Source organism: Roseateles sp. P4_D2 (assembly GCF_056401875.1).
In genome coordinates this window covers 304,677-328,314 of sequence record NZ_JBFUIM010000007.1, presented here as the reverse complement: position 1 = coordinate 328,314, position 23,638 = coordinate 304,677, and the positions used below count along the sequence as shown (strand labels likewise).

Here is a 23,638-nt window from a genome sequence, read left to right as displayed (position 1 = left end):
GTCAATCCTCCGCCGTCACGTTGGCCTCGCCAGCGGCGAGGCGGCGCATGAAGTCGAGCTTCATCAGCAGCGCCGTCATGCCGGCCACATCCAGGCGCTCGGTGTTGTGCGAGGTGTAGTCCTCGGCGTCCTGGATGCGTGTCTCGCCCTGCTCGACGAACTTGGTGTAGTTGAGGTCGCGGCCATCGGGTGGGATGCGGTAGTAGCCGCCCAGGTCCTCGGCGCCGGCGCGCTCCTCGCGGCTCAGCAGCGCCTCGTAGAGCTTCTCGCCGTGGCGCGTGCCGATCTCGCGGATGGCATGGTCGGGCGCGCCGATGACACCGAGCACGGCCTCGGCCAGCACGCGGATCGTCGCCGCGGGCGCCTTCTGTACAAAGATGTCGCCGTTGCGGCCATGCTCGAAGGCATAGAGCACGAGCTCGACGGCATCGTCCAGCGTCATCATGAAGCGCGTCATCGCCGGGTCGGTGAGCGTGATCGGCTTGCCGGCGCGAACCTGCTCGACGAACAACGGGATGACCGAGCCACGCGAGGCCATCACATTGCCGTAGCGCGTACCGCAGATGACGGTGCTCGTGCCCTCAAGATTGCGCGACGCGGCGACCATGACCTTCTCCATCATGGCCTTGGAGATGCCCATCGCGTTGATCGGGTAGACGGCCTTGTCTGTGGACAGGCAGATGACGCGCTTCACGCCGGCCGTGATGGCGGCGTCGAGCACGTTCTCGGTGCCCAGCACATTGGTGCGCACAGCCTCCATCGGATGGAACTCGCAGGACGGCACCTGCTTGAGCGCGGCGGCGTGGAAGCAGTAGTCCACGCCGCGCATGGCGCCGGCGACCGCGCGCGGGTCACGCACATCGCCGATGTAGAACTTCAGCTTGGGCGATGCGTACTTCTTGCGCATATCGTCCTGCTTCTTCTCGTCGCGGCTGAGGATGCGGATCTCACGCAGGCCGGAGTCGAGGAAGCGGCGCAGCACGGCATTGCCGAAGCTGCCGGTGCCACCGGTGATGAGCAGAGTCTTGTCGTCAAACATGTTCAGCGGGGGAGGGCAGCGGCGAAGAGGGCGTCCTTCTGGGCCGGCTGCGGGTAATTGATCAGTACCGCGCGGTACTGACCCTTGAAGACGAAGAGGCTGCCGGCCGCGGCGCCGATGACACCGCAGGCCTTGATCAGGGCCTCGATGTCGGCGAGCGAGCCGGCGCCGCCGAGCACGCTCATCGGGATGCGCAGCGCGGCGCGCATCTGCTTGGCGAGTTCGAGGTCATAGCCCTTCATGACGCCGTCTCGATCGACCGAGTTCAGCACGATCTCGCCGGCACCCTGGGCCTGGCATTCACGCGCGAAGGCGATCGGGTCGAGCTTGTGAGCCTTGGTCGCGTTGTGCGTGCACAGCTCATAGCCGCTGGCGAACAGCCCCGACTTCTTGCGCACGTCGAGCACGACGACGACGCTCTGGCCGCCGACGGCGTCGGCGATGCGGCGGATACAGGTCGGGTCCTCGACGGCGGCGCTGCTGATGCAGACCTTCTCGACACCGAGTTCGATGATGCGCTTGGCCTGCTCGGGCGTACGCACGCCGCCGCCATAGGCCAGCGGCATGCGGCATTCCGCGGCCAGGTCCTGGATCAGCTTGTAGTCGGGCTCGACACCGTTGCGTGTCGCATCGATGTCGAGAACGACAAGCTCGTCGGCTTCCTTCTCGTTGAAGATTTTGACCGCGTTGATCGGGTCGCCGACGTACCTGGGATCCTTGAAGCCGACGGTCTTCACGAGGCCGCCCTCGTGCACGAGCAGGCAGGGGGTGATGCGCGGCCTCAGCATGTCGAAGACTCCAGTTCGGCGAAGTTCTTCAGCATGGCCGCGCCCCAATGGTGGCTCTTCTCGGGGTGGCCCTGCATGCCGTAGATGCAGCCATTGCGCACCGATGCGGCGAACGTCGAGCCGTACTCGGCGCGAGCAGCGACATGGGTCGGGTCGCTGCACTCGAAGTAATAGGAGTGCAGAAAGTAAAAGCGCGCGTCGGTCTCAAGGCCCTTGAACAGCGGCGTGCCGGCAACCGGGTTCACGTTGTTCCAGCCCATGTGCGGCAGCGGCAGGCCGGCTGTTCTGCCGGTGCTGTCGAAATGCTTCACCTGGCCGGGAACCCAGCCCAGGCCGCGGCATTGGCCCTCGTCGCTGGACTCACCGAGCATCTGCATGCCCACGCAGATGCCCAGCACCGGCACGCCGCCACGGGCGACCATCGCATCCAGCGGCTCGCGCAGCCCGGAGGCGTTGAGACGGTTCATCGCATCGTCGAAACCGCCGACGCCCGGCAGGATGACATGCGTGGCGTCCTCGATCTCGGCGGCCGTCGTCGCGAAGCGCGTGGGGATGCTCATGCGCTTGTACATGGTGGCCAGCGCACCGATATTGCCGACGCCGTAGCTGACGATGGTGATCATCGAATGATGGCCCTTTGCACGCCGAGCGCGCGCAGCACCCGGGTGCCGAGATCGATGATGGCCATGTCGTTGGCGTAGTCCTTGTACGTCTTGGGCTCGCCGCGGTGCAGCGCCTGCAACTCGGCGACGGTCAGGCCGAGCTTGGTGGCGATGTATTCGAAGTCATGCGCCAGCGTTTCCTCGTCATAGGCGGGGATGGCGATCTTGGCGAGCGCGTCCTCGCGCTTGAGCTGGCCGGTCAGGATCAGGCTGGAGAAATGCGCGCGGCGCTTGTCGTAGCCGAACTTGCTGGGCAGCCAGTAGCCCTCGTAGAAGCGCGTGAAGCGCGACTCGTAGTGCTTGTGCGCGTACTTCTGCCAGCCGAACTTGTCCACCAGTTCGTCCATGGCCGCTTCCTTGTAGAAGGGCACGCAGTTCAGCGGCTTGACGACCTGGACGCCCTTGAAGAAGCGGTAGTAGATCTTGAAGCGGAAGATGCCCGCGAGCGGGAACTTCTTCAGCGGCCGCGTGCCGAAACGGCGGTGGATGTCCTTGAGCTGGCGCACGTCGGACGCGTGGTAATGCCACTCCAGCGGCTCGCGAACGCACTCGGTCGAGTAGTTGGCACCGGTCAGGATGTATTTCGCGTTGTTCTTGGCCGCGAAGTTGTAGAGGCCCGCGAAAAAGGCGTGGTCCTGCGGCGTGTCAAGGTGCGGCACCTGGGCCTTGAAAAAGGCCAGCTGCAGGTCGCGCATCTCGGGCCAGTCGATGACCTCGGTGAACAGATCCAGCCCCAGGCCGTCGACCAGCTTCTCGATGTTGTTGACCGCCTGCTGCGAGTTCCAGCCGGCGTCGACGTGATACAGCAGCGGGCGCAGGCCGAACTTCTCCTTGGCCAGATAGGTCACGTAGGAGCTGTCGACACCACCCGAGAGGCCGATCAGGCAGTCATGGTCCTTGCCCTTGCCATCGCGCTTGATCTGCTCGACCTGCGCCATGATCTCGCGCTCGCCGCGCTCGTCGGTGTGCCAGTTGGGCAGGATGTTGCGGTGGTAGTTGTTGCAGTAGTCGCACCAGCCGCGCTCGTCGAACACGATGCCGGAGTCGGACGTGTCCATGATGCAGTTGGAGCAGATCTGGTAAGGGCGCAAGGGCATGGTTCTGGCAAATGGGGGTCAGGCGGCTGCGTCCAGCGTGGAGAGCACCGAGAGAAGACGGCGATTGTAGGTAGCAACCCTGTAGCGCTCGTCCGCCAGTTGACGGTTATGAAGTGCTTGCCTCAGTAGCGCCTGGCGATCAGCAAGGCATTGCCGCAGCGCAGCAGTGATCGACTCCGCTGAGCGTGGCTGTACCGCCAGCCCGCATTCGCCCGGCGCGAAAACGTCGAAGATGCCGCTGTGGTCCGTCGTGATGACGGCGCAGCCGGAAGCGTAGGCCTCCAGGATGGAGATTGGCTGGCCCTCGTAAGGGTAGTAGGTGGGCAGGCAGAAGACATGTGCGTCGCCCAGCAGCCCAGCCTTCGCTGTGCCACCGACGATGCCGTGATAGCTGACGTTGGGCAACCCGGCGGCCCGCGCCAGGAACTCGCCGCGGGCGGCTTCGCTTTCGAAGGCGCCGGCAAAATCCAGCCGGATTCGCGCCTGTTCCGCAGGGCTCAGGCTTTGGTAGGCGCCCAGCAGTTCCTCGTGGCCTTTACCGGGAATCAGGTTGCTCAGGTAGAGCAGGCGCAGCGGCCCGGACGCGGCGAACTTGGTCTCGATCTCGGCGACATCGCGGAATAGATAGTCCTGCGCGAAGTTGGGTATGAGATGGGCGTGCCGCTCGCGCCATCGTTGCGGCAGGCCCTCCAGTAGTGGCAGGTGCCGCTCGCCGAGCAGGATGACAGCACCCATGCGTCGCCAGAAGAAGCGGTTGAGGGCCGCAAGCAGAGGGTGGTCGCGCAGCAGAGCCTTCATGCCGGCGCCGCCGTGCAGGTGAATGGCCATGCGCGACAGCCGGCTGGCGCAAACGGCGTAGATCAACAGATCTTTCAAATTGCCGGCCACCGACTCCGAGATCGTGAAATAGACAAGGTCGCAGTGCCGGGCCCGGCGCCAAGCCTGCCAGACAAATCCCAGCACCTCGCGCACGCGCCCCAGTGCGCCACCCATCACACCGCTCTTCAGGCTGGTCTTGTTGATGTTGATGACGTCGATCTCGTATTGCTTCTCGAGTTCGTCGAGAAATACCCGGCAGGCCAGCGATTGGCCGGTGACCGGGTCGGGCAGTGGCGCAATGAACAAGACCTTCATGCTCAAGTTCCAAGCGTCTGCGTAGCGATGACGTTCCAGTCGAGCAACTCATCGGCCGTGCGCAACGCCCCAGCGGCCATATCCTCTACTTGCGTGCGGTCCGCTGCCAGGGCCGACAAGCGGGCGCTCAGGAGTGCATGTGCACCCTCTGGTTCTATGCACAACTCCAGATTGGCGTGGCGGTTCAGGTAGCCAACTTCCTGATCGCCGCCAATGACTGCCTTGGGTTCTCCAATCAGCAAAGGCTTGCCCATGCCGATCGCTTGTTGCCAAAGGATTGATTGGCTGCCAGGGAAGACCGCGAGGTCGGCCAGATCCAGGTGGGCGAGGATGGCTTCTTGATCGAGCCAGCCGGTGAAGCGGATGCGTGGATGACTGCCGGCAAGTCCGCGCAATTCTTCAAGGTACGCTGCGTCAGCCTTGCTGGCATCTCCGGCAATGATGAGCCATGTCGAATCTCCAGGCAGGGTCAGGAAGGCACGGAGCAGGCGTTCCACGCGTTTGGGACGGGCTAATTTGCCACCGCCGAAGATGACCAAAGCTTTGGCGTCAATGCCATATTGTTGACGCAGCTGGCGCCCACGCCGTTCGTTGCGAATCCGGCGGCACGCATCCATGTCACAACCAAGCGGTAGCAACGTCATGCGGTCATTGGAGACGCCGTATACCTCGTTCAGAAAGCGCTGGCTGGCCGGGGTGACCGGATAGATCGCGTCGAGCATCGAGAGGTATCGGTGTAGCAGCGGCCTCCGTAAGCCCTTATGCAGAACCGCAAGGGATAGCCAGTTGCGTGCCGAGTTGCTGAAGTCTGCGTGATAGTCGAGTACGACACGCGTGCCTGGGTAGCGTTGTCTGTACCTGCTGACTTCGGACAGGTTGAACTGGATGTCGTGGACGAAGATGACGTCGGGGCGCTCTCGCTCCAGCAGATCCGACACGCCCTTGAACTTACGAATTCGCGAAACGAAGTTGAAGGCATAGGGTTGCCTGTAGACGGTCGTTGTACCGTGGCGCTCGATACTTGCAGGGCGCCGAGCGTCGTGGCGGTTTTCTACGAACTCGAACACATCGGTGGTAGTGGCCGTGACGATACTGACTCGATGGCCCAACTTGCCGAAATACCTTTCGAGCAAGTTCTCCTGATAGCTGAGCGACTGGTTGTAGAAGTCGCAGATCATCAGCACATGACTCATTGTGCGGCGAGTGCAACGGGTGATAGGGCCATGTCGGGCGGACACAGGCGTGCGAAGCTGCGTTCGGCGAGCAGGTCAACGACATACAAGACTGACATTTGAGCGGCGTGCAGGGCCATGAAAGCATCGAAGGACAGCGCGCAGCGCCAGGCGAGGGCCAACGCGCACAGTGTGGTCAGTGCTCTTGCTGCGTGCCAGATCGGCAGGTAGTGCAGGCGACCAACGACCAGGCTTGAGCGGTCCATGGGAGCACTGACGAAGGAGAAGAAGGCCGCTATCGACATCCAGACCGCATACCTGCCCGCCGCCTCCCATGCATCACCAAAGATGAAGGGATAGGCCCAAGGCGACAGCAGGGCGATGAGTGCGTACGCAAGCACGCCAATCGCGCTGAGCCGTGCGAAGGTTTGTCGCCAAAGTGGCGCGAAGGATTCGCCCCGTGACCATAGGGCTGCAGCCCGCTGGTAATAGACTTGGCCGATTGCGCTGCCGATCAGCCCGGCCGGCAGAAAGATGGTGGCCGCAACCAGGCTGTATTGGCCGAGATCGATGCTGCCGTAGAACTGGCCGATGAAAAGGATGGTCACCAAGCCTGTGACTGTGCCCAGCAGGTGCGAGCCAAACATGGAGCCGGCGTGTCTCGCGTGCGTCCGAGCCGCTTGAATGGCGCTGGAGGCGCCACCTGCCTTGGCTGCAATATGTCGGTCGGCGCGGCCGGCCAACAGATGCAAGACCAGCTTGGCTGCAGCGCCCGCAGCAATCGTGGCAATCAGCCCCAATGTTGCCAGGCCGCACAACGTCGCCAGCACACCGGTGCCAATGTAGGCGAGCTTGGCCAGCACTTCACCCATGCCCGACAGCTTGAACAGGCCTTTGCGCTGCGTCCAGTGCTGATGGGCTAGGGATAGGGAGATCAACGCTGCAGTCATCGGGCTCAACCACAGCCAATGTGTCTGCCCTGGGTCCATGGATAGCAATGGCGCTGACAACCATGTCAACGGCGTCAGCAGTACGCAGCCAGCTACGGCCAGCAGCAGCGTAAGGCGCAGCAGGGCTAGGGCATCGCTATCACGCCGGGGGAGCTGCACGAAGTACTCGTAGCGCCAAGTCATCAGCCCGGAAAAGAACATCGCAAACTGCAAGAACACACTTTGCGCGGCGAAGTCGGCCGGCGTATACAGCCGCGTCAGCAGCGGCATGCCAAGCACACCGAGCGCCTGGGCCGAGGTGTTGCCGATTGCCTGCCAGCGAACGTCTGACCAGAACGACGCACGCGCCGTCACGATGGCGTGTCTCCTGCGGGCTGCGGAGCAGTCTCCTGCATGCGTGCAGATATCTTCGGTGGCTCAACGAATCTGAAGACCAGTAACCAAAAGATGCCGCCGAACGAGAGCATGGTTGTGAAGAAGTGCCCGTTGGTCAGCGAGATCGCGGGCGGCAATGTCACCATTGCAGCAAACAAGGTATTCCATCTCATCGACAGCCGATCTACAAGCTTGATCCAGCCGATGAATACAAGTCCGATGATGAGGATGCCGACCGTGCCCGCTGCCGCGACGCCGTCGCCGGCGAACAGGTTGGCGTTCACGTTGAAGATGGGATTGTTGTAGAGCTTGTCCCCAACGATGTAGCCGAGGTCTGGCCAAAGGGGCTCATTGAAGGCCCAGTCCGGTGGCGGCACGAATAGACTGAAGCCCTTGACGTTGGACCAGTAGGTATGACCAATCTCTGAGAACAGGTCTTCGTACTGACTGACGGTCAGGCCCGGAATGGCGATGGTACGGAATGTCAGCAAAACCGCGAACGCCGCACCAAAGAGGCTCTCCTCCTGTGTGTGTGCCGACCAGATCATCGCAACGGACAACACAGCCAGTATCGTGTGTGCGGCGTACTGGTGCAGGCGTGGTCGAGAGATGAGCAAGAAAACAGCCACCAGAATCAGCGGCAGCAGCAGCAGGGTGCGCTGGGCATTGACTGCATACATCAACAGACCACCTGCGAAGGCGCCGGCAATCCAGAGGGGACGGCGCCTGATCAGCCCAATGCATAGCAGGGTGGGCGTGAAGATGTTGCTGAAATAAGTCTGTATGTAGCGGATGACAGGATTGTCAGTAGCGCCCGCGGTGCGCTGCTCGTAAACCGCGGCCGGATCGTCGAGACTGGTCAAGCTCAGAGACGAGCCTGAATAGGCAGCAATGATGACAAAGGCCAGCGCCCATGCTATGAGCACGAAGCGTTCGAATCCCGGGTGGAGTCCATCGGTGCCTTTGAGTGTGCCGGGTTGCGACGAGGAGGCGGCTATGCCGGCCAACACAAAGATGGCGGTCAGTGCGAGCAGCATGGGGCCATAGAGCCTCAGTGCGTCACTGCTGAGCATCAGCGACGTGATCAGGCAGGGGATGTAGACATTGAAATAGAGAACGAAGACGACCAAGCTGGCCGGTGTCGTGATCCGGGGGGCCTGAGCGAAAGCGCTAAGGGCCAGCATCGATACACCGACCGCGAGGCGGGCACCGTCCATGGGATACATCTTGAAGCCGAAGTACTCCCAAACTGGATTGAGGTACTCCACGTAGGCATAGCCGAAGGAGGCGGCGTACAAGAAGACAAAGAGCGCAAAGAGTAATCGCTTCATCTGACTGCCCCGGCCTTCTGGGATGGTGCGGAATTCAGTCAAGCGCCACGGAGCGCGCGTGAGAGAGCCTCGACGATTTGCAGCTGTTGAATTTCTGTGAGGTCCGCGCTCATGGGCAAGCTCATGACGCGCGCTGCAGCCGCGTTGCTATGTGGCAGGCTGTCCGCCGGGCAGCCCGGGCTTTCGTAAGCCGGCTGGCGATGCAATGGGCGCGGGTAGTGCACGGCCGTCGGAATGCCCTGCTCTTTAAGTGCGGCGATGACGGCCGCGCGATCCTCGACCTTGACTGTGTACTGAGCCCACACGCAGTCGCGGTCATCGGCCACCGGTAGCAGGTCGACCGGCGCGCCACTGGCCTTGATCAGCTCCGCGTAGCGATCACCCAGTTGCTTGCGCTGGGCGATCTCCCATTCAAAGCGTTCAAGCTTGCCCAGCACGATCGCGCATTGCAGCGTGTCCATGCGACCACCTACTCCCACGCGGGTGTGGGTATACCGCTGGCTCTGGCCATGCACGCGGATCTCGCGCATGGCCTGCGCGAGGGCATCGTCGCTGGTGAATAGAGCACCACCATCGCCATAACAGCCGAGCGGCTTGCTGGGGAAGAAGCTGGTCGCGCCGATCTTCGAGACGTTGCAGCTCTTGCGGCCCTTGTAGGTCGCACCGAAGCTCTGTGCCGCGTCTTCGATGACCGATAGGTTGTGCTTGGCGGCGATGGCGTTGATCTCGTCCATGTCGGCGACTTGGCCATACAAGCTCACCGGCATGATGGCGCGCGTGGCCGGCGTGATGGCTGCCTCGATGAGGGCGGGATCGATGTTGCAGTCGCCCGGCTTGATGTCCACGTAGACCGGCTTGGCGCCGGCCAGCACGATGGTTTCGGCCGTCGCGGCGAAGGTGAAAGGCGTGGTAATGACTTCGTGGCCGGCACCGATGCCCTCGGCCATCAGCGCAATCAGCAGGGCCTCGGTGCCGCTGGAGACGGTGATGCAGTGCTTGGCGCCGGTCAATTGGGCGAGCGCGGCTTCGAGCTCGGCCACTTCGGGGCCCATGATGTATTGGCCGTGGTCCAGTACCTTCTGGATGCGAGCGTCGATGCTGGTCTTGAGCGCGTGGTACTGGCTCTTGAGGTCGATGAATTGCATGTTCAGTCTTGGATCAATTCGCATCGGCCTTCAACGAGCCGATAGCGGTCATGGGTTTGGGGGCAGGTCGCCTCGCCGTCGATGAATTCGAGGCGCTCGCCATGGCGGCTCATCCAGCCGGTCTGCCGCGCCGGCACGCCGAGCATGAGGGCGAAGTCGGGCACGTCGCGGTTGACGACGGCGCCCGCGCCGATGAAGGCGAAGCGACCGATCGTCGTGCCACAGACGATGGTGCTGTTGGCCCCCAGCGTCGCACCCTGGCGCACGACGGTGCGACGGTATTCGTCCTTGCGGGTCACTGCCGAGCGGGGGTTGTATACATTGGTGAACACCATGCTCGGGCCACAGAACACGTCGTCCTCCAGCGTCACTGCGTCGTAGACGGAGACGTTGTTCTGCACCTTGACGTTGTTGCCGATGCTCACGTCGTTGCCGACGAACACGTTCTGTCCGAAGGAGCAGCCCTTCCCGATGCGCGCGCCGCCACAGATGTGCACGAAGTGCCAGACGCGGCTGCCGTCGCCGATCTGCGCGCCCTCGTCAACGATGGCGGAAGGGTGGATGCCGACGCTCATGCAGGCTCAGAACTGCAGGGGCAGGTTGACGCGGCGGCCGTCGCGGGCTGACTGGTACATGCCGATCAGCAATTCCAGGGACTTCAGTCCTTCGCGACCATCGGTCTCTGCCTTGGCCTGGCCGCGCAACACGTCGATGACGTTGAGGTAGTAGAGCGGGTGGCCGATGCCATAGACCGACGTGGTCTGGTAACTGGCATCCTTGATGCTGGCGTCCGCCGGATCGGGCGTCTGGAACTCCCAGTGCTTGATCTCGTTGACGGCCACGCCACCAATGACTGCCGAGCCCTTTTCGCCCAGGATGGTGATCGACCCCTCGAGATTCTTGGGATAGGTGAGCATGGTCACGTTGATCGAGCCCATGGCGCCACTGCGCCACTTCACCGCCGCCACGCCGGTGTCTTCAACCTCGATGTCCCGAGCCAGGGTGCCCGTGTAGGCCATGACACTTTCCACCGGGCCGACGATCCAGTCCAGCAGATCGATGTAGTGACTGGCCTGGTTCATGAAGGCGCCGCCGTCGAACTCCCAGGTGCCGCGCCAAGCGGCGCTGTCGTAGTAGGACTGCGGGCGGGTCCAGAACACATTGACGTTGACCATGTAGATCCGCCCGAAGCGCCCGGCTGTGACGGCGTTCTTCAGCACCTGCAAGGTTGGGTTGCGACGGTTCTGCTTCACGACGAAGAGTCGCACGCCGGCTTCGTCGCAGGCGCGGACCATGTCCAGGCCTTCCTGCCAGCGCGTAGCCATGGGCTTCTCGGTCATCACATGAAAACCAGCCTGCGCGACCTGGATGGCCTGGCGCGAATGCAGCCCGCTTGGCGTCGTGAGAATCACGCAGTCGGCCGTGGTGGCGGCCAGCATGTCCGTCAGGTTCCCGTGGCCCTTGGCACCGGTCGACGCGGTAGCGGCCGCCAGCGCGTCGGGCTCGATGTCGCATACGTCGACCAACTCGCAGTCGTCGGCGAGCTTCCTGATCGACTCGAAATGGTTGTTCGCAATCCGGCCGCAGCCGACCAGAGCGAATCGGACCTTGCGGCCGAGAATGGGTTTTAAAAGGGCGTTCATGCAGGGACCTGCTCGGTATGGGGGAACTGGATTTCCAGGCAGAAACGGTTCTGCCGGGCAATCAGCGCTCTAGATCTGGCTCTTGGCGCGTTGGCGGACCAGCACCAGCGCGGTATGAGCAGCCACTGCGATCAGGGCCAGGGCAAAACCGGCCATCATCAGCTGGCTGCGCTTGGGTTTGTATTTGCGCTCCGGCACCTGGGCCACGTCGATGACCTGCAGTTGGCCACCGTCGCGGCTTTCATCCACGCGCGCCAGTTCGTACTGGCGGGCGATCAGGTCGAACAGCGTCTCCTGATACTTGAACTCGCGATAGGCGCCGATGTAGCCCGCCCCCGCGGTGGACTGCTCAGCCTGACCGGCACGCGCCAGTTCGCTGCGCAGCCGCGTGACCGCGGCGGTCTGCTGCTGCACCTCGGGCGTGTGCTCGGCCAGGCTGCTGCTGAGCATCTGCAAACGCACTTCGGCGCTGGTGAGCTCGGCGCGCAAGCGGGCCACGGCTTCCATCGCAGCCTTGGGTTCCGCCTTGAGAGTCTCGGCCGACACACCAACGCCCTGCAGCACAGCCTGGGCGGCGTCGAGCTTGGTGCGCACCTGCTTCAACTGCCCCTCGAAGAAGGCTCGCCGCTGCTGGGCCTCGGTCAGGGTCAGGCCGGCGGTGAGCTTGCGCAGCTCTTCAACATAGGCGTTTGCCATGTCTGCAGCGCGCTTGGGATCGTGGTCGTCCACTTCAATGGAGATCACACCGTCCTTCTTGCCAAGATTGATCCGGGTGTTGCGCATGAGCTCAAGGCGAGCGTCGTGCGCCAGCTTTTCTTCGTAGACCGTCTTCAGGTCGAAGCGCTCAAGCATGCGGTCGGCGATGGTGCGGCTCTGCGCGAAGGTGACGTACTGGTCGCCGGTATTGCGAACACCGCCGGATATCCCGGCCAGCGCTCCAAGAGAAGCCAGGGCGCCGGCCGCGGCGCTCTGCTGCTGTTGGGGCGGCATGATGCTCGTGCGGGCCATGAACGTGGGCGCAATGAGGTAGCTGGCTCCCAGGCCCAGCACGGCAGTCGCGAGCGGTGCGACCACCAGCAGGCGCCATCGAGCGCCCAGCGCGCCTGCAAACTCGGAGAGGGTCAACTCGGATTCGACGGGCATGTTTGCCGCATTGTTGGGAAGCATCGAAAAACCTGCCCGTTAGTTCTTGAGAGTCTTCAATGCAGCAGCGCCCAGACCGAACTGGTACAGGATCTGCGTCCATTCCTTGGCTTCCTGGCTGAAGCTCGTGCGTGTCAGGTCCTCGGGCACGAAGACGGTGTCACCCGGCAAGGCGGCGAGTGTCGAGAAGCCGGAGCCCATGGAGATCCAGCCCGAGGACTGCTGTTTGGCGCTGACCACGCTGCCGTTGGCGCGGATCACGAAGGTGCTTGACGTGTCGGCGCCGCGGGTTGGGCCGCCAGCCAGGCGCAGCATGTCTTCAATGCTCGCATCCGGGCGGAACACGAAACTGCCACCATTGAAGACGCTACCGAATACGCCAACGGTGGTTGGCCTGGCAGGCACGGTAAGGCGGTCGCCGTCTTCGACCATCAAGTCTGGCAGGCGAGCGGCGTTGGGTGCGGTTTGCAGCACGATGCGGCCGGTCGGCTTGACGGCGCGCAGTCGGTCTATGAGTCGATTGGAGCTCTGCACTCGCGCGCCCTGCGCGTTCGCTTCATCGGCTGTCAGCGCCTTCTGACTCACTTGAACGCGAGCGAACTCGGTTTCGAGATCCCGCAGTGCGCGTTCATACTGAGTTTGCTGCGTGACGCGCACGCTTTCCCGGTTGAATTCGGCGCCGTAGACAAAGGCGCCTGGCGTCAGGCCACCGGCGGCATTGACGGCGTCCGTCAGGCTGCTTCCGGGCGGGAGGATGTATTCCCCTGGGCGCTGGACTTCGCCCTCAATTCGCACCCGCTTGTTCTGGCGGTGCTGGGGCAACAAGGCGGCAGTCGCGTTGAAGGCGCGCACCAGGTCGCCGCTCTTGAGCGTTGCGCGCAGTTGTTGCGGCAGGGTCAACTCGGTGATGCGAGCATCGTTGCGCGTATCCAGGCTTTCAACGGCCAGGCGCGACCGGTCGGCTACCGCATTGAAGCCTGCGCCCATCCGCAACAGGTCGTCAATGGTCTCGCTCGGCTTGAGTTCGAAGATGCCAGGGCGGTTGACGCTGCCAATCAGTGCGACTTGCTGCCCAACAGGGCCGATATGGACGACGTCCTCCGACTGCAGCACGCGATCCGCCGTTTTGTCGCCGCGCAGGAGCAGGTCGTACAGGTCGAACTGGCTGACCAGCTTGCCGCCGCGGCGCAATTCGATCTGACGCAGACTGCCAGCTGCGGAAGGCCCGCCTGCCTGGATCAGCGCATTGACGATGGTTGACAGGCTGCTGACTGCATAGGCGCCGGGCTTGAGCGTGAACCCCGTGACATAGACGCGGATGCTGCGCAGCCTGCCCAGCGAGGTGCTGAGTCGGTAGTTCTTGAACACCTGGCTCACCCGCTGGTCGATGGCTGTATTCAGGTCGCCATAGCGCAGGCCCGCCACCATGACCGGTCCGACCCGCGGAATGGTGATGCGTCCGTTCCGGTCGACGGTCAGGCGCAGGTCGGCCTCGACAGCGCCCCAAAGGTTGACCAGCAGCTCATCGCCCACGCTGACGACATAGTCGCCGGGAATCTGGCTGGAACCTTCGCCTGGCGTGCCGACGCGCGGGCTCAGCAGCTCCATGCCGAAGCGAGGCACTTCAACGTCTTCACCGACGGCACGCTGCACGTAGCGTTCGAACTCGCTCATCTCGAGAATCCGACGCGCATCGCGTTCCGAAGGATCGAGCGCGCGCAGCGACTCCCGCTGCGGCCCGCGCTGCAGCTCGCGCTGAGATTCCCGCGGTGCTTCGCTGCCCGGGTCGCTGCCTGCGGGGCGCGCTGGCGTCTGCGACGGTGCGACCAGCCGCACCGGCCCTACCTGTGAATCGTTGCTGTTGGTCTCGGCCGCACGGCTGCTCAGCGAGGTCATGCTGGCCAGCAGGCCGAATGCCAGCGAGGCCATCAGGTGGCAGGCCAGATGGGTGGACGCCCCGCGCTTTACCTTGGCGAATGTCTGAGTCACGGTGGATGGTGAATATTTAGGCAATTCCAAGAGACCGGGACTAGTCATGGGGGCTGCGTGAAGTTGAGAGGAGCAGCCCAGACGCCGGACGTCCGACGGGGCTCGAATCGGCGCGGATTCTAGCTACGCGCCTGGGGGCAACCCGGATAGCGCCCGGCGCAGTCTCCCGTCGTTACACTGCTGATGTCGGCCGAACGGTGGTCACAGCCGCTGCCCCGCATCCAGGCCTGCGCTCTTATTCCATGCTTCCGATTCTCGCCCTGAGCTTTGCGATTGCAGCTGCTGCAACGCTGCTCATCATCCGTTCATCGCACCTGCACGGTGCGCTGTCGGCCGACCATGACCTGTCCGGCCCGCAGAAGTTTCACTCCCGCCCCGTGCCGCGCATTGGCGGGCTTGCCATCTTCGGTGGCTTTGCCGTCGGCACGGTCTTGCTCACCTGGCGTTATCCGGCCATGCGCCACATGGCTGGGCTGCTGCTCGCGTGCAGCGCGCCAGCCTTCGCCTCCGGCGTCATCGAAGACCTGACCAAGCGCGTCAGCCCGCTGCGCCGCATGCTGGCCACGCTGCTGGCAGCCGCCCTGGGCGCCTGGCTGCTGGGCGCGCAGATCAAGGTGACCGAGATCCCCGGGCTGGACTTGATCGCGGCCACGACGGTGGGCGGCTACCTGCTTGCGCTGCTGGTTGTCAGTGGCGTGGCCCATTCGATCAACATCATCGACGGCATGAACGGTCTGGCGTCCATGTGCTCGGCCATCATGCTGGCGGGCCTGGCCTATGTCGCCCTGCAGGCGGGCGACCAGTTCGTCGCGGCCATGGCCATCGCGGTCATAGGCGCCGTGCTGGGCTTCTTCATGTGGAACTACCCGTTCGGCCTGATCTTCCTGGGCGACGGCGGGGCTTATTTCCTCGGTTTCATACTGTCGGAGCTGGCCATCCTGCTGCTGGTGCGCAACCCCGAGGTCTCGCCGATGTTCCCGCTGCTGTTGTGCGCCTATCCAGTCTGGGAGACGGTGTTCTCCATGTACCGGCGCAAGGTGGTGCGTGGCCGGCCGGTCGGCATGCCCGATGGCATCCACCTGCACAGCCTCATCTACCGCCGCCTGATGCGCTGGGCCATCGGCAGCCGGGACGCCGCCGTGCTGACGCGCCGCAATGCCCTGACCGCGCCCTATCTCTGGGTGCTGTGCAGCCTGTCCGTCGTGCCAGCGACGATCTGGTGGGACGACACCGTCATGCTGCAGGTCATCCTCGGGCTGTTCGTTGTCTTCTACGTGCTGCTGTATTGGCGCATCGTTCGCTTCCGCACGCCCCGCTGGATGGTGCTGAATACGCGAGCCGAATTACGGCCGCCGGTGACCCGGCCGGAGTAGGGCTGGCAGGCCTTTTCCCCTATCCGGGATAATCACCGGATGCAAGAAACCCCTGAGTCCGCAGTCGCGGTGCCCGCCGAGGCGCCCGCGCCTGCCCGTTTCGACACCCTGCCGCTGGACCCCAAGCTGCTGCGCGCGGTGGCTGATTCCGGTTATCTGACGATGACGCCCATCCAGGCCAAGGCGATTCCCATCGTTCTGGAAGGCCGTGACGTCATGGGCGCCGCCCAGACCGGCACGGGCAAGACGGCGGCATTCTCCATCCCCTTGCTGCAGCGCATGCTCAAGCACGAGAACCCCAGCGTCTCGCCGGCCCGCCATCCGGTGCGCGCCCTGGTGCTGGCGCCCACGCGTGAGCTGGCTGACCAGGTGGCAGAGAACGTCAAGAAGTACGCCAAGCACACGCATCTGCGCTCCGTCGTCGTCTTCGGCGGCATCGACATGAAGCCGCAGACGGCCGCGCTCAAGGCCGGCGTCGAGGTGCTGATCGCCACGCCGGGCCGCCTGCTGGACCACATCGAAGCGAAGAACTGTGTGCTCAACCAGGTCGAGTACGTCGTGCTCGACGAAGCCGACCGCATGCTGGACATCGGCTTCCTGCCCGACCTGCAGCGCATCCTCAGCTACCTGCCCAAGGCGCGCCAGACGCTGCTGTTCTCGGCCACCTTCTCGCCCGAGATCAAGCGCCTGGCCCAGAGCTATCTGCAGGACCCCATCCTGGTCGAGACGGCCCGCCCCAATCAGGCGGCCTCGACCGTCGAGCAGCGCTTCATCAGCGTCACCGATGACGACAAGCGTGCCGCAGTGAAGCAGATCCTGAAGGAGCGCTCCATCCGCCAGGCCATCGTCTTCGGCAACTCCAAGCTGGGTGTGGCCCGTCTGGCGCGCTCCTTCGAGCGCGACGGCCTGCGCACGGCCGCCCTGCATGGCGACAAATCGCAGGATGAGCGCCTGAAGTCGCTCGACGCCTTCAAGCGCGGCGAAGTGGACCTGCTCGTCGCCACGGACGTGGCTGCGCGCGGCCTGGACATTGCCGACCTGCCGGCGGTCTTCAATTTCGACGTGCCCTTCAATGCCGAGGACTACGTCCACCGCATCGGCCGCACGGGCCGCGCGGGGGCTTCGGGCCTGGCAGTCACGCTGGTCACCAAGTCTGACGCGCGCCTGGTGGCCGACATCGAGAAGCTGCTCAAGCGCAAGATCGACCTCGACCCCTTCGAGCTGCAGGACAGCCGCCCGCCGCGTTTCGAGCGCCCGCGCGAGGAGCGAGGAGAAGCTTCTTTCGAGGCCCGTCCCGCCGTGCGGCCCACCTATCGCCCGCCTTCCCCGCCCAAGGATCCCTTCTTCGACAAGCCCTACGAGGCCAGCGCTGCCGGTGAGGCACCAGCCTGGGAAAAAACCAAGGCTGCAGCGGCGCCGGCTGGCGCAGGCAAGGGCCTGTCCAGCTACATCAAGCCCAAGAAGCAAGTGGCCGCGTTGTTCGGTGCCAAGCCTGCGCCGGCGCCGGTCGAGTCCTAAGCCAGGATTGAAAACACGGCCGGGATGCGGTCGGGTACCTTGGTGCCGTTGGACCGCCAATCCGCCACGGTGGCGGTCTGCGTCCAGCCGCCTGGCAGCGTCAGGCCGACGCTGATCGACAGCCGCGTGCCGGGCTTCAGCGCCGCCAGCAGCGCCTGGCGCAGCGCCTCGTTGCGGTAGGGCGTCTCGATCAGCAACTGGGTCTGCTGGGCCTTGGCCGACAAGGCCTCCAGCTCGCGGATGCGTGCCGTACGAGGTGCGGCGTCCACCGGCAGATAGCCGACAAACGCGAAGCTCTGGCCGTTGAGCCCGCTGGCCGCCACGGCGAGCAGCAGCGAGCTCGGCCCGGACAGCGCCACCACCTCGATGCCGGCCTCATGGGCCAGCGCGACCAGGCGGGCGCCCGGATCGGCCACGGCCGGCAGGCCGGCTTCCGAGATCAATCCGAGGTCGTACCCGGCCTGCACCGGGTCCAGCAGCACCAGCCACGCGGCCACGTCATCGCCGCCGCCCCTGCCACCCTTGGGTGGGCGTGGCAATTCGACGATCTGCATGGCCTGCAGCGGCTGGACGAGCGGCGCAATGGCATCGACGCGCTTGAGCAGCGCTCGCGTGGTCTTGGCGCTCTCGGCAGCCCAGTGCGTCAGCCGCGCGGCCTGCTCAATGACCCGCTGGGGCAGCACCTCGCGCAGGTCGAGGGAATCGTCCACGCCGAAATCCAGCGTATTGGGCATCAGAATCAGACGGCCCTTGTTCATGCGAGAGGCTCCAGGCCGGCGCGCCGCAGCAGGGCGCAGGTGCGGATCAGCGGCAGACCGATCAGCGCGGTCGGGTCGTCGGACTCGACGGCCTCCAGCAGCGCAATGCCCAGGCTCTCCACCTTGGCGCTGCCGGCGCAGTCATAGGGTTGGTCGGCGCGCAGATAGGCTTCGATGGCTGAGTCGCTGAGCTCACGCAAGCGCACACGAACTTCGGCGCGCTCAATGGCCGCCAGACCCGGTGCGACGACGGCGACGGCGGTCTGGAACACGACCTCGCGGCCGCTCATTCGCCGCAACTGCGCGGTGGCGGCCTCGTGGGAGCCGGGTTTGCCGATGGCCTCCCCGGCCAGGTCGGCAACCTGGTCGGAGCCGATGACGATGGCACCAGGAAACCGCGCCGCGACCACGCGTGCCTTGGTCAAGGCCAGCCGCTCGGCCAGGGCCGCCGGGGCCTCGCCGGGCAGGGCGGTTTCATCGACGTCGGGCGCAACCGCTTCGAACGGCAGGCGCAGCCGGGCCAGCAATTCCTGTCGGTAGCGGGAGGTCGAGGCAAGGATCAACTGGGGCATCGGGACATTCTCCCCCGCCTAAACTCTCGACCATGAAATCGCGCGCCTTTGTTCCCGAGAAGCTCGATGTCGCGGCTCTCGCTCATGATGACGCCAGCCTGTCTGGCGAATGGCCGGCGACGTTGCTGGAGCGGCTGGCCGACTCGGCCGCTCCCGAAGCGCCGGCCAGTGACTGGCCAGCGCTGCAGTGGAGCCTGCACGGCGAGATCCGCCAGCCCAAGGGCAGCAAGGCCCAGACTTGGCTGCACCTGACCGCCTCCGGTCAGGTCGCGCTGACCTGCCAGCGCTGCCTGCAGCCGGTCCACGAAGACATTGATATCGACCGCTGGATCCGCTTCGTCGACACCGAGGTCGAGGCGGCCGCGCTCGACGCGGACAGTGACGATGATGTGCTGGCCCTGCCGCGCCACCTCGACGCGCGCGAATTGATCGAAGACGAACTGCTGCTGGCCCTGCCGCTGGTGCCGCGCCACGAGATCTGCCCCGAGCCCCTGGCCCATGTGGACGAAGTGATTGAGCCAGGAGAGGAGGAGCGTCCCAACCCTTTCGCCAAGCTCGCAACCCTGAAGCGGGGCGGCAGCGCCTGAAGCCATGGCTTCAGGCGCTTGGCTCTCGCTGTCGACAGTAGCAGCTTGGCGGGTTTCTCATCCGGTGCTACACTCGTGGGCTTTTCTGCGGTCTGGAGTTCGAGCTTTGATCTCACTCCCCGGGGTTGTGACCACAAGGCCCCACAGTCCGCCCCCAAATCCCGCAGAGTCTGGAGAATTTCATGGCTGTTCAGCAAAACAAGAAGTCGCCTTCCAAGCGCGGTATGCACCGTTCGCACAATGCCCTGGTCACCCCGGGTACCGGCATCGAGCCGACGACCGGCGAAGTGCATCTGCGTCACCACATCAGCCCCACCGGTTTCTACCGTGGTCGCAAGGTGCTGAAGAGCAAGGCCGACGCGGCCTGATGGTGCCCGGTGCCGCCAGGCGCGGCGCCAAACTATCGATGAATCTGCCGACCCGGCCTGCGTACCGCGCAGCGCCGGGTTTGGTCTTTGTGGCTCACGAAAACCACTGACATGACCGCAGTACCCCCGCCTGAACCGATCCGCCTGGCTGTTGACTGCATGGGCGGCGATCACGGCCCCTCGGTCACGCTGCCGGCCTGCCGCGCCTTTCTGGACAAGCATCCGGGCGCCGAGCTCATCCTTGTGGGCAAGCCCGAGGAACTGACGGCCGCTGCGGCCTGGCCGCGTTGCCGTGTCGTCGCGGCCAGCGAAGTCGTCACGATGGACGACCCCATCGAGGTCGCGCTGCGCCGCAAGCGCGACTCGTCCATGCGCGTCGCCATCCAGCAGCTCAAGGCCGACCGCGATGGCAACCCGGCTGTGGCCCATGCCTGCGTGTCCGCCGGCAACACCGGCGCGCTGATGGCCGTGGCCCGCTACCTGCTGAAGACGCTGGACGGCATCGACCGCCCGGCCATCGCCACCGTCATGCCCAACCAGCGCGGTCGCTTCACGACCGTGCTGGACCTGGGCGCCAACGTCGACTGCACGGCCGAACACCTGCTGCAGTTCGCCGTCATGGGCAGCGCGCTGGTGTCGGCCGTGGAGGGCAACGAGGAACCCAGCGTCGGCCTGCTCAACATCGGCGAGGAAGCCATCAAGGGCAGCGAGACCATCAAACATGCCGGCGAACTGCTGCGTGCCGCTGGTACGGCCGGCCAGTTGAATTTTTTCGGCAATGTCGAGGGCAATGACATCTACAAGGGCACGACAGACATCGTCGTCTGCGACGGCTTTGTCGGCAATGTCATGCTGAAGACGTCGGAAGGCCTGGCGACCATGATGGGCGGCTTCATCAAGGAAGAGTTCAATCGCAATTGGCTGACCAAGTTGGCCGGCTTGATCGCCATGCCGGTGCTGAATGCCTTCAAGCACCGTGTCGACCACCGCCGTTTCAACGGCGCGGCCCTGCTGGGCCTGCGCGGCCTGGTGTTCAAGAGCCATGGCTCGGCTGACGCCTTTGCCTTCGAGCAGGCCTTGGCCCGCGCTTATGATGCCGCCCGCAACCGGCTGCTTGACCGGGTCCACGACCGCATCGTCGCCACGCTTCAGGCCAAGGCGAATGATGCTGGAGACAACGCGGCGAACTCCGTCGCGCAGGCTGCATGAGCCCCATCGCCACCTCTACCTCCCGCTATTCCCGCATTCTCGGCACCGGCAGTTTCCTGCCCGCCGACCGCGTGACCAACCAGGCGCTGGCCGATCGCCTCGCGGCCGACGGCGTCGAGACCTCGGACGATTGGATCGTCGAGCGCACGGGCATCCGCGCGCGCCATTTCGCGGCGCCTGACCAGACTGCCAGCGACCTCGCCTTGCCGGCCGCGCAGGCGGCGCTTGAAGCCGCCGGCATCGCTGCCGAAGAGATCGACCTCATCATCGTCGCGACGTCCACGCCTGACATGGTCTTCCCGTCCACGGCCTGCCTGCTGCAGAAAAAGCTGGGCGTGCATGGCTGCGCGGCCTTCGATGTGCAGGCCGTCTGCTCGGGTTTCGTCTATGCGCTGAGCGTGGCCGACTCGATGATCAAGAGCGGCGCTGCCAACAAGGCTCTGATCGTCGGCGCCGAAGTGTTTTCGCGCATCCTCGATTTCAAGGACCGCACGACCTGCGTGCTGTTCGGCGACGGCGCGGGCGCCGTCGTGCTGGGTGCGAGCTCCGAGCCCGGCATCCTTGCGACAGAGTTGCACGCCGATTCGCGCCATGTCGACGTGCTATGCACGCCCGGCACAGTCGCCGGTGGCCAGGTGTTGGGCAGCCCCTTCCTCAAGATGGACGGCCAGGCCGTTTTCAAGCTCGCTGTCGGCGTGCTGGAGAAGGTGGCCCGCTCGGTGCTCGAGAAGGCCGGCCTGACCGAGGCCGACCTCGACTGGCTGATCCCGCACCAGGCCAATATCCGCATCATGCAGGGCACGGCCAAGAAGCTGAAGCTGGACCTGAACAAGCTCATCGCCACCGTCGACGAGCACGGCAATACGTCGGCCGCTTCCGTGCCGCTGGCGCTGGACGTCGCGGTGCGCAATGGTCGCATCCAGCGTGGCGACACCCTCATGCTGGAAGGGGTCGGCGGCGGTTTCACCTGGGGCGCCGCCCTGCTGAAGTACTAGCCGTCCAGATGCTGCCGCATCGGCACCTCTGACTGCTACTGATTTGGAATTGTTCTCATGACCGCACCTTTCGCCGTTGTCTTTCCCGGCCAGGGCTCGCAGGCCGTCGGCATGCTCGACGCCTGGGGCGACCACCTGGAAGTCCGCCGCACACTGGAAGAGGCCTCGTCCGCCCTCGGCGAGGACATCGGTGCGCTCATCCATGCCGGTCCCAAAGAGCAGCTGGACCTGACCACCAACACCCAACCCGTCATGCTGACGGCCGGCATCGCCTGCTGGCGCGCTTTCGTCGCCGAGACGGGTGCGGTGCCCGTCGCTGCGGCTGGTCATTCGCTGGGTGAGTACACGGCGCTGGTGGCTGCCGGCGCGCTGAGCCTGGCCGATGCGCTGCCGCTGGTGCGCTTTCGTGCCCAGGCGATGCAGGAGGCGGTGCCTGTCGGCGCCGGCGCGATGTACGCCATCCTGGGGCTGGACGGCGAGGCTGTCCGCGCGGGCTGCGCCCAGGCCGCAGCCGAGACTGGCGAGGCGGTCGAGGCGGTCAACTTCAATGATCCCAAGCAGACGGTCATCGCCGGCAGCAAAGTGGGCGCCGACAAGGCCGCCGAGATCCTGAAGGCCGCCGGTGCCAAGCGTGCGCTGCCGCTGTCGGTGTCCGCGCCGTTTCACTCCAGCCTGATGAAGCCGGCCGCCGAGCGGCTGAAGGAAAAGCTGGCGACCGTGCAGTTCCATGCCGCCGCCTTCCCGGTCATCAACAACATCGACGTGGCCATCACCGACAACGACGCGACACTGCGCGACGCCCTCTACCGCCAGGCCTTTGGCCCGGTGCGCTGGGTCGAGGTCGTGCAGGCGCTGAAAGCCCGCGGTGTCGGCCACATCATCGAGGCCGGCCCCGGCAAGGTGCTGACCGGCATGGCCAAGCGCATCGACGCCGAGCTGCAGGCCGCCTGCGTCTTCGACCCCGCTTCGCTGGCCGAAGCCCGTGCGCTGCTGGGAGGCGGCTGAAATGACTGAATCCGCACCCAAGGGCGTCGCCCTCGTCACCGGCGCCAGCCGCGGCATCGGCCGCGCGATCGCGCTGGCCCTGGCCAACGAAGGCTGGCGCGTCATCGGCACAGCCACCTCTGAATCGGGCGCCGCTGGCATCACCGAGGCCCTTGGCCCCCAAGGCGGTCGTGGCATTGTGCTGAACGTGACCGACGCGGCCGCCAGCCAGGCCGCCGTGGACGACATCGTCGCCAAGGAAGGCGGCCTGCATGTGCTGGTCAACAACGCCGGCATCACGCGCGACGGCCTGTCCATGCGCATGAAGGACGACGATTGGGACGCCGTCGTCGACACCAACCTGAAGGCGGTCTTCCGCCTCGCCCGCGCCGCCACCAAGCCGATGATGAAGCAGCGGTCGGGCCGCATCATCAACATCACTTCCGTCGTCGGCGCCTCCGGCAATGCCGGCCAGGCCAACTACGCTGCCGCCAAGGCAGGTGTGGCCGGCCTGACGCGCTCGCTGGCCCGTGAACTGGGCAGCCGCAACATCACGGTCAACTGCATCGCACCCGGCTTCATCGCCACCGACATGACCGAGGTCTTGCCCGAAGCCCAGAAAGCCGCACTGCTGTCGCAGATCCCGCTGGGCCGCCTGGGCGCCCCCGAGGAAATTGCCGCCGCGGTCGTCTTCCTGGCGTCACCGGGCGGTGCTTACATCACTGGTTCCGAGCTGCACGTCAACGGCGGCATGTACATGGCCTGATTTGGCCCGGGCGCCCTGATCTAGGGGCGTCCATCTAGAG

Annotated in this window: 23 protein-coding genes; 8 read left to right on the top strand and 15 right to left on the bottom strand. The window is 64.8% G+C overall.

Annotation, left to right across the window (positions count from 1 at the left end; genetic code table 11):
* Window position 1 precedes the first annotated feature (1 nt).
* The 13 genes from AC1DW0_RS15200 to AC1DW0_RS15140 form a co-directional block, all read right to left on the bottom strand.
* Complete coding sequence (locus AC1DW0_RS15200) at window positions 2-1,039, bottom strand: polysaccharide biosynthesis protein (RefSeq protein WP_457393742.1); 1,038 nt, start codon at window positions 1,037-1,039, stop codon at window positions 2-4.
* Between the two features lie 2 nt (window positions 1,040-1,041).
* Window positions 1,042-1,827 carry an AglZ/HisF2 family acetamidino modification protein gene (locus tag AC1DW0_RS15195; RefSeq protein WP_477946691.1) on the bottom strand — a complete coding sequence of 262 codons (786 nt, stop codon included), beginning with the start codon at window positions 1,825-1,827 and terminating at the stop codon, window positions 1,042-1,044.
* On the bottom strand, window positions 1,821-2,450 hold the full coding sequence (gene hisH / locus AC1DW0_RS15190) for an imidazole glycerol phosphate synthase subunit HisH (RefSeq protein ID WP_477946689.1): 630 nt from the start codon (window positions 2,448-2,450) through the stop codon (window positions 1,821-1,823). Before hisH ends, AC1DW0_RS15195 begins: the two co-directional genes overlap by 7 nt.
* Complete coding sequence (locus AC1DW0_RS15185; RefSeq protein WP_082533023.1) at window positions 2,447-3,586, bottom strand: N-acetyl sugar amidotransferase; 1,140 nt, start codon at window positions 3,584-3,586, stop codon at window positions 2,447-2,449. Before AC1DW0_RS15185 ends, hisH begins: the two co-directional genes overlap by 4 nt.
* Before the next feature lie 18 nt (window positions 3,587-3,604).
* The gene (locus AC1DW0_RS15180) at window positions 3,605-4,720 is read right to left on the bottom strand and encodes a glycosyltransferase family 4 protein (protein WP_457355671.1); all 1,116 of its coding nucleotides are present in this window, start codon (window positions 4,718-4,720) and stop codon (window positions 3,605-3,607) included.
* 2 nt (window positions 4,721-4,722) lie between these two features.
* Window positions 4,723-5,913, bottom strand: coding sequence for a glycosyltransferase family 4 protein (locus AC1DW0_RS15175; RefSeq protein WP_457355669.1), 1,191 nt, complete (start codon window positions 5,911-5,913; stop codon window positions 4,723-4,725).
* Complete coding sequence (locus tag AC1DW0_RS15170; protein ID WP_056204316.1) at window positions 5,910-7,196, bottom strand: lipopolysaccharide biosynthesis protein; 1,287 nt, start codon at window positions 7,194-7,196, stop codon at window positions 5,910-5,912. Before AC1DW0_RS15170 ends, AC1DW0_RS15175 begins: the two co-directional genes overlap by 4 nt.
* Window positions 7,193-8,548, bottom strand: a complete 1,356-nt coding sequence (locus AC1DW0_RS15165; protein ID WP_056204313.1) for a hypothetical protein — start codon at window positions 8,546-8,548, stop codon at window positions 7,193-7,195. Before AC1DW0_RS15165 ends, AC1DW0_RS15170 begins: the two co-directional genes overlap by 4 nt.
* A gap of 38 nt (window positions 8,549-8,586) precedes the next feature.
* Window positions 8,587-9,693, bottom strand: coding sequence for a DegT/DnrJ/EryC1/StrS family aminotransferase (locus tag AC1DW0_RS15160; protein WP_457355663.1), 1,107 nt, complete (start codon window positions 9,691-9,693; stop codon window positions 8,587-8,589).
* 2 nt (window positions 9,694-9,695) lie between these two features.
* A complete protein-coding gene (locus AC1DW0_RS15155; protein ID WP_477946685.1) occupies window positions 9,696-10,268 on the bottom strand; it encodes an acyltransferase in 573 nt (190 codons plus the stop codon).
* A 6-nt stretch (window positions 10,269-10,274) separates the two neighbouring features.
* The gene (locus tag AC1DW0_RS15150; protein ID WP_056204304.1) at window positions 10,275-11,336 is read right to left on the bottom strand and encodes a Gfo/Idh/MocA family protein; all 1,062 of its coding nucleotides are present in this window, start codon (window positions 11,334-11,336) and stop codon (window positions 10,275-10,277) included.
* 69 nt (window positions 11,337-11,405) lie between these two features.
* Window positions 11,406-12,479 (bottom strand): Wzz/FepE/Etk N-terminal domain-containing protein, encoded by a 1,074-nt coding sequence (locus AC1DW0_RS15145; RefSeq protein WP_457355659.1) that lies wholly within the window; start codon window positions 12,477-12,479, stop codon window positions 11,406-11,408.
* Between the two features lie 39 nt (window positions 12,480-12,518).
* On the bottom strand, window positions 12,519-14,468 hold the full coding sequence (locus AC1DW0_RS15140; protein ID WP_457393734.1) for an SLBB domain-containing protein: 1,950 nt from the start codon (window positions 14,466-14,468) through the stop codon (window positions 12,519-12,521).
* A 242-nt stretch (window positions 14,469-14,710) separates the two neighbouring features.
* On the opposite strand from AC1DW0_RS15140, the gene AC1DW0_RS15135 reads away from it, so the two are divergent.
* Window positions 14,711-15,841: an MraY family glycosyltransferase gene (locus AC1DW0_RS15135; RefSeq protein WP_056204295.1), complete on the top strand. Its 1,131-nt coding sequence runs from the start codon at window positions 14,711-14,713 to the stop codon at window positions 15,839-15,841.
* Between the two features lie 39 nt (window positions 15,842-15,880).
* On the top strand, window positions 15,881-17,359 hold the full coding sequence (locus AC1DW0_RS15130; protein ID WP_082533021.1) for a DEAD/DEAH box helicase: 1,479 nt from the start codon (window positions 15,881-15,883) through the stop codon (window positions 17,357-17,359).
* Here AC1DW0_RS15130 and AC1DW0_RS15125 read toward each other — a convergent pair.
* Both AC1DW0_RS15125 and AC1DW0_RS15120 read right to left on the bottom strand, forming a co-directional pair.
* Window positions 17,356-18,117, bottom strand: coding sequence for an SAM-dependent methyltransferase (locus AC1DW0_RS15125; protein WP_457445517.1), 762 nt, complete (start codon window positions 18,115-18,117; stop codon window positions 17,356-17,358). The genes AC1DW0_RS15130 and AC1DW0_RS15125 overlap by 4 nt on opposite strands.
* Window positions 18,114-18,689 (bottom strand): Maf family protein, encoded by a 576-nt coding sequence (locus tag AC1DW0_RS15120; protein ID WP_457445515.1) that lies wholly within the window; start codon window positions 18,687-18,689, stop codon window positions 18,114-18,116. The genes AC1DW0_RS15125 and AC1DW0_RS15120 overlap by 4 nt, the downstream gene beginning before the upstream one ends.
* A 32-nt stretch (window positions 18,690-18,721) precedes the next feature.
* Between AC1DW0_RS15120 and AC1DW0_RS15115 the strand changes: the two genes are divergently transcribed.
* The 6 genes from AC1DW0_RS15115 to fabG all read left to right on the top strand — a co-directional run bounded on the left by AC1DW0_RS15115 (window position 18,722) and on the right by fabG (window position 23,598).
* Window positions 18,722-19,276: a YceD family protein gene (locus AC1DW0_RS15115; protein ID WP_056204284.1), complete on the top strand. Its 555-nt coding sequence runs from the start codon at window positions 18,722-18,724 to the stop codon at window positions 19,274-19,276.
* Window positions 19,277-19,458: 182 nt separating this feature from the next.
* Window positions 19,459-19,644, top strand: coding sequence for a 50S ribosomal protein L32 (gene rpmF, locus AC1DW0_RS15110; RefSeq protein ID WP_056204281.1), 186 nt, complete (start codon window positions 19,459-19,461; stop codon window positions 19,642-19,644).
* Window positions 19,645-19,755: 111 nt separating this feature from the next.
* Window positions 19,756-20,853 (top strand): phosphate acyltransferase PlsX, encoded by a 1,098-nt coding sequence (gene plsX, locus AC1DW0_RS15105; RefSeq protein WP_457326064.1) that lies wholly within the window; start codon window positions 19,756-19,758, stop codon window positions 20,851-20,853.
* Window positions 20,850-21,848 (top strand): beta-ketoacyl-ACP synthase III, encoded by a 999-nt coding sequence (locus AC1DW0_RS15100; RefSeq protein ID WP_457355652.1) that lies wholly within the window; start codon window positions 20,850-20,852, stop codon window positions 21,846-21,848. Before plsX ends, AC1DW0_RS15100 begins: the two co-directional genes overlap by 4 nt.
* 57 nt (window positions 21,849-21,905) lie before the next feature.
* A complete protein-coding gene (gene fabD, locus AC1DW0_RS15095; protein ID WP_056204272.1) occupies window positions 21,906-22,853 on the top strand; it encodes an ACP S-malonyltransferase in 948 nt (315 codons plus the stop codon).
* Window position 22,854: 1 nt separating this feature from the next.
* Window positions 22,855-23,598: a 3-oxoacyl-ACP reductase FabG gene (fabG, locus tag AC1DW0_RS15090; RefSeq protein WP_056204269.1), complete on the top strand. Its 744-nt coding sequence runs from the start codon at window positions 22,855-22,857 to the stop codon at window positions 23,596-23,598.
* Window positions 23,599-23,638: the final 40 nt, after the last annotated feature.

Coding starts and splice junctions, on each gene's coding strand:
- AC1DW0_RS15200 (WP_457393742.1), bottom strand. CDS start 1,039: ATGTTTGACGACAAGACTCTGCTCATCACCGGTGGCACCGGCAGCTTC.
- AC1DW0_RS15195 (WP_477946691.1), bottom strand. CDS start 1,827: ATGCTGAGGCCGCGCATCACCCCCTGCCTGCTCGTGCACGAGGGCGGC.
- hisH (WP_477946689.1), bottom strand. CDS start 2,450: ATGATCACCATCGTCAGCTACGGCGTCGGCAATATCGGTGCGCTGGCC.
- AC1DW0_RS15185 (WP_082533023.1), bottom strand. CDS start 3,586: ATGCCCTTGCGCCCTTACCAGATCTGCTCCAACTGCATCATGGACACG.
- AC1DW0_RS15180 (WP_457355671.1), bottom strand. CDS start 4,720: ATGAAGGTCTTGTTCATTGCGCCACTGCCCGACCCGGTCACCGGCCAA.
- AC1DW0_RS15175 (WP_457355669.1), bottom strand. CDS start 5,913: ATGAGTCATGTGCTGATGATCTGCGACTTCTACAACCAGTCGCTCAGC.
- AC1DW0_RS15165 (WP_056204313.1), bottom strand. CDS start 8,548: ATGAAGCGATTACTCTTTGCGCTCTTTGTCTTCTTGTACGCCGCCTCC.
- AC1DW0_RS15160 (WP_457355663.1), bottom strand. CDS start 9,693: ATGCAATTCATCGACCTCAAGAGCCAGTACCACGCGCTCAAGACCAGC.
- AC1DW0_RS15155 (WP_477946685.1), bottom strand. CDS start 10,268: ATGAGCGTCGGCATCCACCCTTCCGCCATCGTTGACGAGGGCGCGCAG.
- AC1DW0_RS15150 (WP_056204304.1), bottom strand. CDS start 11,336: ATGAACGCCCTTTTAAAACCCATTCTCGGCCGCAAGGTCCGATTCGCT.
- AC1DW0_RS15145 (WP_457355659.1), bottom strand. CDS start 12,479: ATGCCCGTCGAATCCGAGTTGACCCTCTCCGAGTTTGCAGGCGCGCTG.
- AC1DW0_RS15135 (WP_056204295.1), top strand. CDS start 14,711: ATGCTTCCGATTCTCGCCCTGAGCTTTGCGATTGCAGCTGCTGCAACG.
- AC1DW0_RS15130 (WP_082533021.1), top strand. CDS start 15,881: ATGCAAGAAACCCCTGAGTCCGCAGTCGCGGTGCCCGCCGAGGCGCCC.
- AC1DW0_RS15125 (WP_457445517.1), bottom strand. CDS start 18,117: ATGAACAAGGGCCGTCTGATTCTGATGCCCAATACGCTGGATTTCGGC.
- AC1DW0_RS15120 (WP_457445515.1), bottom strand. CDS start 18,689: ATGCCCCAGTTGATCCTTGCCTCGACCTCCCGCTACCGACAGGAATTG.
- AC1DW0_RS15115 (WP_056204284.1), top strand. CDS start 18,722: ATGAAATCGCGCGCCTTTGTTCCCGAGAAGCTCGATGTCGCGGCTCTC.
- rpmF (WP_056204281.1), top strand. CDS start 19,459: ATGGCTGTTCAGCAAAACAAGAAGTCGCCTTCCAAGCGCGGTATGCAC.
- plsX (WP_457326064.1), top strand. CDS start 19,756: ATGACCGCAGTACCCCCGCCTGAACCGATCCGCCTGGCTGTTGACTGC.
- AC1DW0_RS15100 (WP_457355652.1), top strand. CDS start 20,850: ATGAGCCCCATCGCCACCTCTACCTCCCGCTATTCCCGCATTCTCGGC.
- fabD (WP_056204272.1), top strand. CDS start 21,906: ATGACCGCACCTTTCGCCGTTGTCTTTCCCGGCCAGGGCTCGCAGGCC.
- fabG (WP_056204269.1), top strand. CDS start 22,855: ATGACTGAATCCGCACCCAAGGGCGTCGCCCTCGTCACCGGCGCCAGC.